At 44.8% G+C, this 14,545-nt stretch carries 13 protein-coding genes and 1 other annotated feature; all 13 genes read left to right on the forward strand.

The window, feature by feature from the left end; genetic code table 11:
• A partial coding sequence (locus PSI17_RS00005) for a hypothetical protein (RefSeq protein WP_273549974.1) occupies positions 1-828 on the forward strand: 828 nt, incomplete at its 5' end.
• 331 nt (positions 829-1,159) lie between these two features.
• Complete coding sequence (gene thrS, locus PSI17_RS00010; protein WP_273549975.1) at positions 1,160-3,088, forward strand: threonine--tRNA ligase; 1,929 nt, start codon at positions 1,160-1,162, stop codon at positions 3,086-3,088.
• A 3-nt stretch (positions 3,089-3,091) separates the two neighbouring features.
• Entirely contained in the window at positions 3,092-3,631 is a 540-nt protein-coding gene (infC, locus tag PSI17_RS00015; RefSeq protein ID WP_071827254.1) for a translation initiation factor IF-3, read from the forward strand.
• A 94-nt stretch (positions 3,632-3,725) separates the two neighbouring features.
• On the forward strand, positions 3,726-3,923 hold the full coding sequence (gene rpmI, locus PSI17_RS00020; RefSeq protein WP_004157374.1) for a 50S ribosomal protein L35: 198 nt from the start codon (positions 3,726-3,728) through the stop codon (positions 3,921-3,923).
• Between the two features lie 48 nt (positions 3,924-3,971).
• Positions 3,972-4,328 carry a 50S ribosomal protein L20 gene (rplT, locus tag PSI17_RS00025; RefSeq protein WP_010847342.1) on the forward strand — a complete coding sequence of 119 codons (357 nt, stop codon included), beginning with the start codon at positions 3,972-3,974 and terminating at the stop codon, positions 4,326-4,328.
• A 134-nt stretch (positions 4,329-4,462) separates the two neighbouring features.
• Positions 4,463-4,585, forward strand: a sequence feature (Phe leader region).
• Positions 4,586-4,668: 83 nt separating this feature from the next.
• On the forward strand, positions 4,669-5,652 hold the full coding sequence (gene pheS / locus PSI17_RS00030; RefSeq protein WP_273549976.1) for a phenylalanine--tRNA ligase subunit alpha: 984 nt from the start codon (positions 4,669-4,671) through the stop codon (positions 5,650-5,652).
• 14 nt (positions 5,653-5,666) lie between these two features.
• Positions 5,667-8,054 carry a phenylalanine--tRNA ligase subunit beta gene (gene pheT / locus PSI17_RS00035; RefSeq protein WP_273549977.1) on the forward strand — a complete coding sequence of 796 codons (2,388 nt, stop codon included), beginning with the start codon at positions 5,667-5,669 and terminating at the stop codon, positions 8,052-8,054.
• 4 nt (positions 8,055-8,058) lie between these two features.
• Positions 8,059-8,355 carry an integration host factor subunit alpha gene (gene ihfA, locus PSI17_RS00040; RefSeq protein WP_038233943.1) on the forward strand — a complete coding sequence of 99 codons (297 nt, stop codon included), beginning with the start codon at positions 8,059-8,061 and terminating at the stop codon, positions 8,353-8,355.
• 97 nt (positions 8,356-8,452) lie between these two features.
• Complete coding sequence (gene btuC, locus PSI17_RS00045) at positions 8,453-9,448, forward strand: vitamin B12 ABC transporter permease BtuC (RefSeq protein WP_273549978.1); 996 nt, start codon at positions 8,453-8,455, stop codon at positions 9,446-9,448.
• A gap of 51 nt (positions 9,449-9,499) precedes the next feature.
• On the forward strand, positions 9,500-10,267 hold the full coding sequence (btuD, locus tag PSI17_RS00050; protein ID WP_273549979.1) for a vitamin B12 ABC transporter ATP-binding protein BtuD: 768 nt from the start codon (positions 9,500-9,502) through the stop codon (positions 10,265-10,267).
• Positions 10,268-10,423: 156 nt separating this feature from the next.
• Entirely contained in the window at positions 10,424-11,569 is a 1,146-nt protein-coding gene (gene arnB / locus PSI17_RS00055) for a UDP-4-amino-4-deoxy-L-arabinose aminotransferase (RefSeq protein ID WP_273549980.1), read from the forward strand.
• Positions 11,570-12,550, forward strand: a complete 981-nt coding sequence (arnC, locus tag PSI17_RS00060; protein WP_273549981.1) for an undecaprenyl-phosphate 4-deoxy-4-formamido-L-arabinose transferase — start codon at positions 11,570-11,572, stop codon at positions 12,548-12,550.
• Positions 12,547-14,532, forward strand: a complete 1,986-nt coding sequence (gene arnA, locus PSI17_RS00065; RefSeq protein ID WP_273549982.1) for a bifunctional UDP-4-amino-4-deoxy-L-arabinose formyltransferase/UDP-glucuronic acid oxidase ArnA — start codon at positions 12,547-12,549, stop codon at positions 14,530-14,532. Before arnC ends, arnA begins: the two co-directional genes overlap by 4 nt.
• Positions 14,533-14,545 lie beyond the last annotated feature (13 nt).

A 14,545-nucleotide genomic window follows, 5' to 3' on the forward strand; every position in this document is an offset into this window, starting at 1 on the left:
CTCTCCGGAGATTTATTGGACGGTGGTGGAGATAAGTTTTTTGACGCACAAGTTGATTCTTATCCTAATGCGTCTTTGACTGACAGGATTTTATTTTTTAACAAGCAAAAAGACGATGGTTCTTTTGATCCAGAAGGTTTAATATTTCCAGTGCAAAAGATTGCCGATGTTTCGCACAATTCAAGTGCTTATAGTTATACATTTGTGATGAAAAGAGAAGTTTTTCCATCTGAAACAGATTCAATGCTCTATTATGTGATAGCACCGGATTTTGGCAATAGTATATATTCAGGGATTCAGCAGGTTAAATATGTCGGAGAGGGAATAGGCGCGCCTGATGATAGTGTCAAAAGAATATATAATATGCCCAGGATTTTCTCCAATTATGCTGATATCAAAAAAGATCCTAAACTTGAACACTCTGATGATGATAAAAAACCCAATAATGAAGATATCACCCAAGATGATGTATCTAACTCTTCTGTCAGTGGATATCAGTTGTATGCAAAAATTATGTGTACTAATGATGAAAATGATCAGTCTTATCCCATTTGGGGTAAAGAGATATATTTGAGAATGTATGTTAGATCAGCAAATCAGAATCTTGATAGAATATTTAAAGCTGTTGCCCCACATGCGCCAGATAATCCAGGAGGAAACTTGTCGACAATCATTATTAAAATTGAGTCACCAGAACTTAATGATGTGAAAGGATATACGGACGGTGGAATAGGGGTTATTTACTTCGAATATTATATCATTGACCCAGCTAACAATGAAAAAACATATAGTCATTATTGGAAAAATGAAATTATGACAAGTGATTAAATAGTGTTTCAAAATGATAGGAATAAATATCTTATCCCGTGTGTTGCACGGGATAAGATTGCAAACTTTCACTATTATAAAAACTATTTAAGTGAAGCTGGAAATGGTTTAAATCTTTTCTCACAGAGCTATTTTAACCCTTACTCTGTGTGATAGTATGTCGGGCGAGTTAGGGTAAATGTACCTGATGTTTTTGAAGTTATTTCCTTAAACATGTACACATCTTGCGGAGTGAAGCGAGGGTTTATCTCTAACGTACTGATTTAATAATGAATTTGATTTAATGCAAGTGATCTTTCGTGTGGGTCACCACTGTACATAAGGATTTTAAATGCCTGTAATTACTCTTCCTGACGGTAGTCAACGTCAATTTGAGCATGCTGTTTCTGTCATGGATGTCGCTCGTGATATCGGTGCTGGTTTGGCAAAAGCGTGTATCGCTGGCCGTGTTAATGGTGAATTGGTTGATGCCTGCGAATTAATCGAAACTGATGCCAATCTTGCGATTATCACCAGCAAGAATGAAGAAGGCTTGGAAATTATCCGCCACTCATGTGCACATCTGTTGGGCCATGCAATCAAACAGTTATGGCCGGATACGAAAATGGCTATCGGTCCTATCATTGATAATGGTTTCTATTACGATGTCGATTTGGATCGCTCTTTGACGCAGGAAGATATTGAGCTGCTTGAAAAACGCATGCTGGAGCTTGCTAAAAAAGACTACGATGTCATTAAGAAAAAAGTGAGCTGGCAAGAAGCGCGTGACGCATTTTCGGCTCGTGGTGAAGAATATAAGATCCAGATTTTGGATGAAAATATCAGCCACGATGATCGTCCCGGCCTGTATCATCATGAAGAATACATTGATATGTGCCGTGGGCCACATGTCCCTAACATGCGTTTCTGCCATCACTTCAAACTGCAAAAAGTGGCAGGGGCATATTGGCGCGGCAATAGTGACAACAAAATGTTGCAGCGTATTTATGGTACGGCATGGGCGGATAAGAAGCAGCTTAATGCCTATTTGCAGCGTCTGGAAGAAGCGGCAAAACGCGATCACCGTAAGATTGGTAAGCAGCTTGACCTGTATCATATGCAGGAAGAAGCACCAGGCATGGCGTTTTGGCATAATGATGGCTGGACAATTTTCCGTGAATTGGAAACGTTTGTCCGCCTGAAGCTCAAAGAGTACCAATATCAGGAAGTAAAAGGCCCATTCATGATGGACCGTATCCTGTGGGAAAAAACAGGGCACTGGGAAAACTATAAAGAAAATATGTTCACCACTTCATCGGAAAACCGTGAATATTGCGTAAAACCGATGAACTGCCCGGGTCATGTCCAGATTTTCAACCAAGGATTGAAATCCTACCGTGATTTGCCTTTGCGCATGGCTGAATTTGGTAGCTGCCACCGTAACGAGCCGTCAGGCGCTTTACATGGCTTGATGCGTGTACGTGGCTTTACTCAAGATGATGCACATATTTTCTGTACTGAAGATCAAATTCTGCAAGAAGTCAGTAGCTGCATCAAAATGATTTATGATGTGTACGCGACATTTGGTTTTGAGAAGATTGTTGTCAAATTATCAACTCGCCCGGAAAAACGTATTGGCACGGAAAAACAATGGGATGAGGCAGAAGCGGATCTTGCTGAAGCATTGACCCAAAACAGCATTGAATTTGAATATCAGCCGGGTGAAGGGGCATTTTATGGCCCTAAAATTGAATTTACCCTTTATGATTGTTTGGATCGTGCGTGGCAATGTGGTACTGTGCAACTCGATTTTTCACTACCAGCACGTCTGAGCGCGTCGTATGTAGGTGAAAATAACGAACGTAAGGTTCCTGTAATGATTCACCGTGCAGTTCTGGGTTCTCTGGAACGCTTTATCGGTATCCTGACAGAAGAATATGCAGGGTTTTTCCCAACATGGTTGGCACCTCAGCAGGTCGTCATCATGAATATTACGGATAGTCAGTCAGATTATGTACAGGAATTGGTAAAAAAACTTCAAGATGCAGGCATTCGTGCAAAAGCAGACTTGAGAAACGAGAAGATTGGTTTTAAAATCCGTGAACACACTCTGCGTCGAGTGCCTTACATGCTTGTTTGTGGCGACAAAGAAGTCGAATCAGGAAAAGTGTCCGTTCGTACTCGCCGAGGCAAGGATTTGGGTAGCATTGATGTCAGTGAGTTTACAGAGAAACTGCTGACAGAAATACGCAGTCGTAATCTTCATCAATTGGAGGAATAAGGTATTAAAGGCGGAAAAAGAATTCAACCGGCGCGCCCAAATCGCATTAATGAAGAGATTCGCGCCTCTGAAGTTCGTTTAACTGGATTAGATGGCGAACAGATTGGTATTGTCAGTCTGAGGGAAGCTCTTGAAAAAGCTGAGGAAGCTGGAGTTGATTTAGTTGAAATCAGCCCAAATGCCGAACCGCCGGTTTGTCGTATTATGGATTACGGCAAGTTCCTCTATGAGAAGAGTAAGTCAGTCAAAGAACAGAAAAAGAAACAAAAAGTTATTCAGGTTAAGGAAATTAAATTCCGTCCTGGTACAGATGAAGGCGACTATCAGGTCAAACTACGCAACCTGATTCGTTTTCTGGAAGATGGCGATAAAGCCAAGATCACCCTGCGTTTTCGTGGGCGTGAAATGGCGCACCAGCAGATTGGTATTGAGATGCTTAACCGCATCCGTGACGATCTGAGTGAACTGGCTGTAGTTGAATCCTTCCCATCGAAGGTTGAAGGCCGCCAGATGATCATGGTGCTCGCTCCTAAGAAGAAATAGTCAGGCAAAACAAGTAATGGGTTCCAGTTAATCTGGCTGGAGCCTGTTCGCCTGGCTAGTTCGTTGTAATTAACAATGCGAAGTGGAAATTAAAATGCCAAAGATTAAAACAGTACGCGGCGCAGCTAAACGCTTCAAAAAAACTGCCAGCGGTGGTTTCAAGCGTAAGCACGCTAACCTTCGTCACATTCTGACTAAAAAATCAACTAAGCGTAAACGTCATTTACGTCCAAAAGGCATGGTCTCCAAAGGTGATCTGGGCCTGGTTATTGCTTGTTTGCCATACGCATAAGCAATTTTTTTTAGATTAGAACTCAGATAGAGACGATAGGAGAAGTATATGGCTCGCGTAAAACGTGGTGTTATTGCCCGTGCACGTCACAAGAAAATTTTAAAACAAGCGAAAGGCTACTACGGTGCCCGTTCGCGCGTTTATCGTGTTGCTTTCCAGGCAGTTATCAAAGCTGGTCAGTACGCTTACCGTGACCGCCGTCAGCGTAAACGTCAATTCCGTCAACTGTGGATTGCTCGTATCAACGCTGCTGCACGTCAGAACGGCATGTCTTACAGCCGTTTCATCAACGGCCTGAAAAAGGCTTCGATTGAAATCGACCGTAAGATTCTGGCTGATATCGCTGTATTCGACAAAGTAGCATTCGCTGCTCTGGTTGAAAAAGCGAAGGGCGCTCTGGCATAAGTCAGGTTAAAAGAGGGAGCTTGCTCCCTCTTTTACGTTTTTCCAAAATGTGGTTGACTATAATATATGATCACATCACATTGTCATTCGGTTACGATTGGCGGTGGCAAAAGAGACACAGGAGAAAAAAACAACATGATAAAATTAGCCTTTTTTCGTTTCTTTTTTTACTTTAGCGCCTGAAATAAGGGGGCTTTGCGCGTAAGAAAAGAAACGAAAAATAGCGCTCGAGCCTCCGGTGTGGAGGCTTTTTTATTTTTATGGCCTCATTAATCGATAACGTATGGGGACATAACCGATAACAACTAAAGGGCCATCTGGCCAAAGGAAGAGGAAAACGATGTCACATCTTACTGAGCTGGTTGCAAAGGCAAAAGCAGCCGTGGAAGAAGCCCAGGATGTTGCCGCGTTGGATTTGGTGCGAGTTGAATACCTGGGAAAAAAAGGCCATTTAACCCTCCAAATGTCATCGCTGCGTGACTTACCAGCCGAGGAACGTCCTGCGGCAGGGGCTGTTATTAATCAGGCAAAACAAGAAGTGCAAGACGCATTAAATGTGCGTAAGGCAAAGTTGGAAGCCGATATTCTGAATGTGCGTTTGACAGCAGAAAAAGTCGATGTTTCATTGCCTGGCCGCCGTATGGAAAATGGCGGATTGCACCCTGTTACCCGTACGATTGAACGTATTGAAACTTTCTTTGGCGAACTGGGCTTTTCGGTTGAATCTGGTCCAGAAATTGAAGACGACTATCATAACTTTGATGCCCTGAACATTCCTGCACACCATCCTGCACGTGCTGATCACGATACTTTCTGGTTTGATGCGACTCGCTTGCTGCGTACCCAGACTTCTGGGGTACAAATCCGCACCATGAAAGATCGTCAGCCACCCATCCGTATCATTGCGCCAGGGCGCGTATATCGCAATGATTACGATCAGACACATACGCCAATGTTCCATCAGGTCGAGGGTCTGATCGTTGATAAAAACATCAGCTTTACCAACCTGAAAGGCACACTGCATGACTTCTTGAATAACTTCTTTGAAGAAGACATGCAGGTACGCTTCCGTCCCTCTTATTTTCCATTCACCGAACCTTCCGCAGAAGTTGATGTGATGGGTAAGAATGGGAAATGGTTAGAAGTATTGGGTTGTGGCATGGTGCATCCTAACGTGTTGCGTAATGTTGGTATTGATCCAGAAGTCTATTCTGGTTTTGCCTTTGGTATGGGAATGGAACGTCTGACCATGCTGCGTTATGGAGTGACAGATTTGCGTGCGTTCTTCGAAAATGATTTGCGTTTCCTTAAACAATTCAAATAAGGCGGGTATATCTCATGAAATTCAGTGAACTCTGGTTACGCGAGTGGGCAAACCCAGCCATTAGTAGTGAAGCATTGTCTGATCAAATCACCATGGCGGGTTTGGAAGTTGATGGTGTTGAAAAAGTGGCCGGTCAATTCCACGGTGTATTTGTTGGGGAAGTCGTTGAATGTGGACAACACCCAAATGCCGATAAATTACGTGTTACAAAAGTGAATGTCGGCGGCGAACGTCTGTTGGACATTGTTTGTGGTGCACCTAATTGCCGTCAGGGGCTTCGTGTCGCTGTCGCTACCGTCGGTGCGGTACTACCGGGCGATTTCAAAATTAAATCAGCAAAATTGCGCGGAGAACCGTCAGAAGGCATGCTGTGTTCGTTTTCTGAACTGGGTATTGCCAGCGATCAGGATGGCATCATTGAGCTGCCGACAGATGCCCCGATTGGTACTGACCTGCGTGATTATATTAAATTGGACGATAACGCGATTGAAATCAGCATCACACCAAACCGTGCTGATTGCCTGAGCATCATGGGGGTTGCCCGTGACGTTGCGGTTATCAATAAATTGTCCATGACAGAGCCGAAAATCGAAGCGGTTAAACCAACGACAGATGCCACATTCCCTATTCGCGTTGACGCCCCTGAAGCCTGCCCACGCTATTTGGGACGTGTGATCAAGAACGTGAACATTAAGGTGAACACGCCGCTGTGGATGCGAGAAAAACTGCGTCGTGGTGGTATTCGCTCTATCGATCCGGTTGTTGATATCACCAATTATGTATTACTCGAATTAGGTCAACCATTGCATGCGTTCGATTTGGAACGTCTGACGGGGTCAATAATTGTCCGCTTTGCTGAGCAAGGTGAAAAAGTCACTCTGCTAGATGGTAATGAAACCGAACTTTCTGCTGAAACACTTGTGATTTCTGATGAAAAGCAAGCACTTGCTATAGCGGGGATTTTCGGCGGGGAATATTCTGGTGTTAACGCAGAAACTCAGCATATTATGCTGGAGTGCGCGTTTTTTGCACCGCTGGCAATTGCCGGTCGTGCCCGTCGTTATGGTTTACATACTGATGCCTCCCACCGTTTTGAACGTGGCGTTGATCCACAGCTTCAGCACAAAGCTATGGAATATGCCACTCAGTTGTTGATCGACATCTGTGGCGGAGAAACAGGGGAAATCGTTGATGCGACCAGTGAATCTCACTTACCAAAGCCAGCAGCGATAACGCTGACTCGCAATAAATTGGATCGCTTGATTGGTCATCATGTTGCTGATGAACAAGTCACCGATATCCTGACGCGTTTAGGTTGTCAGGTCACTGTTCAGGATGGTCATTGGCAGGCTGTTGCGCCTAGCTGGCGTTTTGATATGCAGATCGAAGAAGATCTTGTTGAAGAAGTTGCCCGTATTTACGGCTATAACAACATTCCTGATGTGCCAGTGCGGGCAGATTTGCTGATGACTTCACATCGTGAAGCTGATTTGCCGCTGAAACGGGTGAAAACCATGCTGGTGGACAGAGGTTATCAAGAAGCCATTACTTATAGCTTCGTTGATCCTAAAGTTCAGCAATGCCTGCACCCACAGGAAGAAGCGTTGATCCTGCCTAATCCAATTTCGGCGGATATGTCAGCCATGCGCTTATCCCTGTTGACCGGGCTATTGACGACCGTCGCCTATAACCAAAACCGCCAGCAAAACCGTATTCGCTTATTTGAGACAGGGTTACGTTTTGTGCCGGACGAAAATGCAGAACATGGCATTCGTCAGGAATTAATGCTTGGTGGCGTTATCGCAGGCAACCGTTTTGAAGAGCACTGGTCGATTGAAAAAAAACCAGTTGATTTCTTTGATTTGAAGGGTGATTTAGAATCTGTTTTAGAATTGACAGGTAAACTATCTAGCATTTCCTTTAAGGCAGAAGAACATCCTGCTTTACATCCCGGACAAAGTGCTGGGATTTATCTGGAAAATAATTACATTGGCTATATAGGTGTTGTTCATCCAGAATTGGAACGTAAACTTGACTTAAACGGCCGTACCGTGGTATTCGAGTTATTATGGACCAGTCTGGTAGACCGCATGATCCCTGAGATGAAAGAAGTTTCTCGCTTCCCATCTAACCGCCGTGATATCGCCATTGTTGTGCCTGAAAATGTAGCCGCAGAAGATGTTCTGGTTGAATGTAAGAAAGTTGGCGTAAATCATATAGTTGGCATAAACTTATTTGACGTGTATTGTGGTAAAGGTGTCGCGGAAGGCTACAAGAGCCTTGCTATTAGCTTAATCTTGCAGGATACCGTGCGTACACTGGAAGAAGAAGAAATTGCTGCGACCGTCAACAAATGCGTTGCTGCATTAGAACAGCGATTCAAAGCATCCTTGAGGGACTGAACTTATGGCGCTTACTAAAGCTGAAATGTCAGAAAATCTGTTTGAGAAACTGGGTATTAGCAAACGTGACGCTAAAGATCTAGTAGAAATGTTCTTTGAAGAAGTGCGTCGTTCTTTGGAGAACGGGGAACAAGTGAAGTTATCTGGATTTGGCAACTTTGATTTGCGAGACAAAAATCAACGTCCAGGCCGTAATCCGAAAACAGGCGAAGATATTCCGATTACGGCTCGCCGGGTTGTCACTTTTCGCCCTGGGCAAAAACTGAAAAATAGGGTGGAAAAAGCGTTACCCAAAGAATAAATACATAAAAAGGCCGCACTTAGCGGTCTTTTTCTTATCTTTCTATGTCTCATTATGTCCAATGTGAAGTGTATTTATTTTTCTAAATGGCCCACACATGCCCTCTGTTTATGAGCTGATCACTTATCAGAGAAAACGTAACCATCGAGTGATGGCCGTTTTATCTGTTTTATTCGTTATCCTCTTTATTTTGTCATTATGCGCAGGTGAAATCTGGTTTTGGCCTGATCAATGGCTGTCGGAGCCTGCCCGGTTGTTTATCTGGCAGTTGAGGCTGCCCAGAGCGGTAGCAGTGATGGTTGTTGGCGCAAGTTTAGCCCTGTCAGGTGCAATCATGCAGGCTTTATTTGAAAACCCGTTGGCGGAGCCGGGATTACTTGGCATCAGTAATGGCGCGGGGGTGGTCGTGGTATGTTTAATACTTCTCTTTCATGGTGTTGCACCATTGTGGCTCTTGAGCATTGGCGCGATATTGGGAGCATTTTTCATGACGGCCATTTTGCTGACATTTGCCAGAAAGCATCAAGTGACAAATACCCGTCTGTTATTGATTGGCGTTGCTTTTGGGGTGATCTTTGGTGCCTTGATGACATGGATGGTCTATTTCAGTACCAGTTTGGATCTTCGGCAGTTGATGTATTGGATGATGGGCAGTTTCAGCGGTGTTGACTGGCACCAAACATGGCTGATTATTGCCTTGTTTCCTGTCATTTTATGGTTAAGCAGCAAAGGCAACATTTTGAATTATCTCTCTCTTGGCGAGTTACAGGCTCGGCAACTGGGGATATCTCACCATACATGGCGTAATTTATTGGTATCGGTCATTGGGTTATTAGTGGGTTTGAGTGTTGCCCTTGCAGGATCAATCAGTTTTATCGGCTTAGTGATCCCGCATATCTTAAGATTGATTGGTTTGACTGATCATAAGGCATTACTTCCGGCCAGTGCATTGGCAGGGGGCAGCGGTTTATTGTTGGCCGATTTAATTTCCCGCCTGTCATTATCTCATGCAGAAGTGCCGATAGGGGTGGTCACAGTCACCTTAGGCTCCCCCGTTTTTATATGGCTGTTATTAAGAACACGTCACTATTGAGAAATACTGAGCCTGTCTGGTAATGCAGGACAAGGCGATGAGGATAATCACATGGTCGGCCAGCCGATTTTGGAACTGGATAACGTTACGATTAACAACAGATTGAGTGCATTATCTGAGACGGTGACCGCAGGAAAACAAATTCATTTGGTTGGGTTAAATGGTTCAGGGAAGAGCACGCTACTTTCGGCGGTGGCGGGCATTTTACCCTATAGCGGAACGATTCGCCTGCATGGCCGGAACTTGCAGGATTACCGCCAGCATGAGTTGGCAAAGCATCGGGCCTGGTTCTCTCAATCGTCTTCTGTTCCTGTTATGCCGGTTTTTCAGTACTTAGATATGTTTCGTCCTGAATCCGCGCCATTAGCCCAGAGCGAAAATGTGTTGAACGGGCTTTGCCAGCAAATGAAACTTCTGCCACTACTTTCTTCATCAATAGGTCAACTCTCCGGTGGCGAGTGGCAGCGTGTCAGATTAGCCGGCACTTTTTTTCAGATATGGCCGGAACTGAATCCTGCCGGGCGTTTACTTTTACTTGACGAGCCAACAAATAATCTTGATATCACCCAACAAGCGATTTTGGATAAATTAACCACAAAGTTTTGTGCATTGGGGGGGACGGTCTTATTGAGCAGTCATAACCTTGACCACACGTATGAACAGGCGACAGACGTCTGGCTGCTTGCGCATGGAAAATTGTTGGCATCGGGTATGCCACAGAATGTAATGACAGAACGAAATTTATCAGAGGTTTTTGAGGCAAATATTGGACATATCAAAAATGCCAGCTATAAATTATGGAGGGTCAGCCACGGGTAATTTCTGTCAGTGAAATTCAGCATAATCATTGCCTGCTGTCTGCTTTTGGCGTTTGGTTGACCAAAATTTGTTTTTCGTTGAGGTTTTGTTAAAAAATCATCATTTAGAATCGATCAATTATAAAACAATTTGGGACATAAAAGGCATAAGGCGGTTATGGATAGTTTTTTGCCATTTTCTCGGCCTGCGATTGGCCATGAAGAGATTGAAGCGGTAGAAAAAGTTTTACACTCAGGTTGGATCACGACAGGCCCGCAAAACCATCAGTTAGAGCAAGATTTTTCTCATCGGTTTGGATGCAAACATGCTGTCGCCCTGTGTTCTGCGACTGCGGGAATGCATCTGGCTTTGTTGGCGCTAAACATCGGCCCCGGTGATGAAGTCATCACGCCTTCCCAAACTTGGGTTTCCACCATCAATATGATTTGTTTGTTGGGTGCTGAACCTGTCATGGTTGACGTTGACCGTGATACCTTGATGGTCAGTGCAGAAACAATCAAAAACTCGATTACCCCAAAAACCAAAGCCATTCTCCCTGTTCATTATGCGGGAGCGCCTTGTGATCTTGACGCTCTTCGCGCTGTGGCTCAAGCCGCCAATATTCCCCTGATTGAAGATGCTGCCCATGCTGTCGGTACCCGTTATAAAAATGAATGGGTCGGGGAGCGGGGAACGGCAATCTTCTCTTTCCATGCCATTAAAAACATGACCTGTGCCGAAGGCGGCATGTTCGTTACAGATGATGATGAACTTGCCCAACGAGTCCGCTGTTTAAAATTTCATGGATTAGCGGTTGATGCTTTTGACCGACAAATTCAGGGCAGGAAACCACAGGCAGAAGTCATTGAACCGGGCTTTAAATATAACCTGTCAGATATTCATGCGGCGATGGCAGTCGTGCAACTGGGCAAGCTGGCTTCAATGAATGAACGCCGTCGGGAGCTGGTGGCCCGGTATGCTGCCGCACTTATTGATTCACCTTTGCAAATGCTGAAAGCGCCTGAATATCAGCATGTGCATTCCCATCATCTTTTTATGGTACGTGTTGACAAAAATACCTGTGGTATTGACCGCGATACTTTCATGGCTCGCCTAAAGGACAGCAATATTGGCACGGGTTTGCATTTCAGGGCCGCGCATACACAGAAATATTATCGTGAGCGTTATCCACAGCTTTCCCTGCCGGTCTCAGAGTGGAATTCGTCAACACTTTGTTCATTACCCCTTTTCCCGGATATGAGCAATGGCGATGTCGATCGTGTCGTGAATGCGATAACTGAAATTCTTTCGGAGCATAAATAAGTGACATTTGAGAAAATCAAAAAAGTTTCCGTCGTTATTCCTGTTTACAACGAAGAAGAAAGTTTACCCCAGTTATTGGAAAGAACTCTCGCCGCATGTCAAAAACTAGAACAGAAATACGAATTAATCCTGATTGATGATGGCAGTCGCGATAGCTCTGTCGAGATCTTAACTCACGCGGCTGAATCGCCGGAAAATCATGTGATTGCGATTTTTCTTAACCGTAATTATGGGCAACATTCCGCTATCATGGCAGGTTTCCATCAAGCTGACGGTGATCTGGTCATTACACTTGATGCTGATTTACAAAATCCGCCGGAAGAAATTCCCCGTTTAGTTAAAACCGCCGAAGAGGGATATGACGTCGTGGGGACACGCCGTGCTCATCGTCAGGACTCTTGGTTCCGTAAAACCGCGTCTAAAATAATCAATGCGCTGATAACCAAGGCGACGGGACGTTCGATGGGGGATTATGGCTGTATGTTGCGCGCCTATCGGCGTCACATTATACACGCGATGCTCCAATGCCATGAACGCAGTACGTTTATTCCCATCCTTGCCAACACCTTTGCCCGTAGAACGATAGAAATTGACGTCGCCCATGCAGAGCGTGAGTTTGGGGATTCCAAATACAGTTTTATGAAACTGATCAACCTGATGTATGACCTCCTGACGTGCTTAACAACGGCGCCATTGCGATTATTGAGTGTCGCGGGAAGTATCATTGCCATAACCGGTTTTCTGTTGGCGGTATTGTTGATTGCCTTGCGTCTTATACTCGGTTCCATGTGGGCTGCCGAAGGGGTGTTTACCCTGTTCGCGATCCTTTTCATGTTCATCGGGGCACAGTTTGTCGCAATGGGATTATTGGGTGAATACATTGGCCGGATATATAACGATGTCCGTGCTCGCCCGCGTTATTTTATTCAAAAAGTGGTCGGAGTTGAGAAGACCAACGACAATCAGGAAGAAAGCGAATGAAAGCAGTTATTTTTGCCTATCACGATATTGGTTGTGTCGGACTTAAAGCATTAGTCAAAGCGGGCTTTGATGTTCAGGCTGTATTTACTCACACCGATGATCCGAATGAAAATCACTTTTTCTCTTCTGTGGCACATATTGGCGCTGATTTGGGCTTATCGGTGTTTGCGCCAGAAAATGTCAATCACCCGCTTTGGGTTGAACGCATTCGTGAGATGAAGCCGGATGTCATTTTCTCTTTTTACTATCGCCATATGCTGAGTCCGGAAATTTTGTCCCTGGCGGAAAAAGGCGCCTTTAATCTGCATGGCTCGTTATTACCGAAATATCGTGGCCGTGCGCCGGTTAACTGGGCAGTACTCAATGGAGAAACTGCGACAGGCGTCACACTACATAAAATGCTGGAGAAGCCGGACGCCGGCGATATTATCGCGCAACAGATCGTACAGATTGATGAACATGATACTTCTCTGGTCGTGCATGGAAAAATACGCGAAGCGGCAAGGGGATTATTGGATGACATTCTGCCTCAAATAAAATCCGGCCATTATCCGTCAATGCCACAGGATGAAAGTCAGGCGACCTATTTTGGCCGTCGCGCAGCGGAAGATGGTGAAATCATCTGGCATAAATCCGTCAAAGAGATCAATAACCTGATTAGGGCAGTGACCGAACCCTATCCGGGCGCATTTACTTTTCTGAGCGAACGTAAAATCACGATTTGGCGTTCACGGCCGCTTAATCAATCCCATGACAAACGTCCCGGTACCATCATTTCGATCGATCCCTTCGTGATTGCCTGTGGTGATGGCGCGTTGGAAATTATCAGCGGGCAAGGTGAGTCAGGGCTTTATGTGCAAGGTCACCGATTAGCGCTTGAGATGGGCATTGTGGCAGGGGGTTATGTTGGCCCTAAAGCAACGACTCAGGTCAGTCGTCGCCAACGTGTCCTCATTTTGGGCGTCAACGGATTCATTGGTAATCACCTGACTGAGCGGTTGTTAAGTGATGGCAATTATGACATTTACGGGATGGATATCGGCTCTTCGGCAATTGAACGATTTATTGGCAATCCCCGTTTTCACTTTATTGAAGGGGATGTCAGCATCCATACGGAATGGATCGAATATCACATCAAAAAATGTGATGTCATCCTGCCATTAGTGGCAATCGCCACTCCGATTGAATATACCCGCAATCCTTTGCGAGTCTTTGAACTGGATTTTGAAGAGAACCTTAAAATTGTTCGTTATTGTGTTAAATACAATAAACGGATCATTTTCCCATCGACATCTGAAGTTTACGGCATGTGTGATGATAAGGAATTTGATGAAGACACTTCGCGCCTGATTGTCGGGCCTATTAATAAACAGCGTTGGATCTATTCAGTCTCTAAACAATTGCTTGATCGCGTCATCTGGGCATATGGCACAAAAGAAGGCTTGAAATTTACCTTATTCCGTCCGTTTAACTGGATGGGGCCAAGGCTGGATAACCTCAATTCAGCGCGTATTGGTAGTTCAAGAGCGATTACCCAATTGATTTTGAATCTGGTGGAAGGCTCCCCGATTAAACTGGTCGATGGCGGTGAGCAAAAACGGTGTTTCACAGATATTCATGATGGCATTGAAGCGCTGTTTCGGATCATCGAAAACCGGGATGGGCTATGCGACAGTCAAATCATCAATATCGGTAATCCCACCAATGAAGCGAGCATTCGCCAGTTGGCTGAAATGTTGTTGGACAGCTTTGAGAAACATGAATTACGCGGGCATTTCCCGCCATTTGCCGGATTCAAGAAAATTGAAAGCAGCAGCTACTATGGGCAAGGCTATCAGGATGTTGAACACCGCAAGCCGAGCATTAAAAACGCCGAGCGCCTGTTAAGTTGGCAACCCACCATTGACATGAAACAAACCGTTGATGAAACCTTGGATTTCTTCCTTCGTGGCGCGATTGAAGAATCCAGAGTGAAAAACTAAAAACCAATGGGAA

This window comes from Xenorhabdus sp. IM139775, assembly GCF_028598745.1.
GTDB lineage: Bacteria > Pseudomonadota > Gammaproteobacteria > Enterobacterales > Enterobacteriaceae > Xenorhabdus.

Bases quoted from the DNA above. Each gene is read 5' to 3' on its own strand.
- thrS (WP_273549975.1), top strand. From the start codon at position 1,160: ATGCCTGTAATTACTCTTCCTGACGGTAGTCAACGTCAATTTGAGCAT.
- rpmI (WP_004157374.1), top strand. From the start codon at position 3,726: ATGCCAAAGATTAAAACAGTACGCGGCGCAGCTAAACGCTTCAAAAAA.
- rplT (WP_010847342.1), top strand. From the start codon at position 3,972: ATGGCTCGCGTAAAACGTGGTGTTATTGCCCGTGCACGTCACAAGAAA.
- pheS (WP_273549976.1), top strand. From the start codon at position 4,669: ATGTCACATCTTACTGAGCTGGTTGCAAAGGCAAAAGCAGCCGTGGAA.
- pheT (WP_273549977.1), top strand. From the start codon at position 5,667: ATGAAATTCAGTGAACTCTGGTTACGCGAGTGGGCAAACCCAGCCATT.
- ihfA (WP_038233943.1), top strand. From the start codon at position 8,059: ATGGCGCTTACTAAAGCTGAAATGTCAGAAAATCTGTTTGAGAAACTG.
- btuC (WP_273549978.1), top strand. From the start codon at position 8,453: ATGCCCTCTGTTTATGAGCTGATCACTTATCAGAGAAAACGTAACCAT.
- btuD (WP_273549979.1), top strand. From the start codon at position 9,500: ATGGTCGGCCAGCCGATTTTGGAACTGGATAACGTTACGATTAACAAC.
- arnB (WP_273549980.1), top strand. From the start codon at position 10,424: ATGGATAGTTTTTTGCCATTTTCTCGGCCTGCGATTGGCCATGAAGAG.
- arnA (WP_273549982.1), top strand. From the start codon at position 12,547: ATGAAAGCAGTTATTTTTGCCTATCACGATATTGGTTGTGTCGGACTT.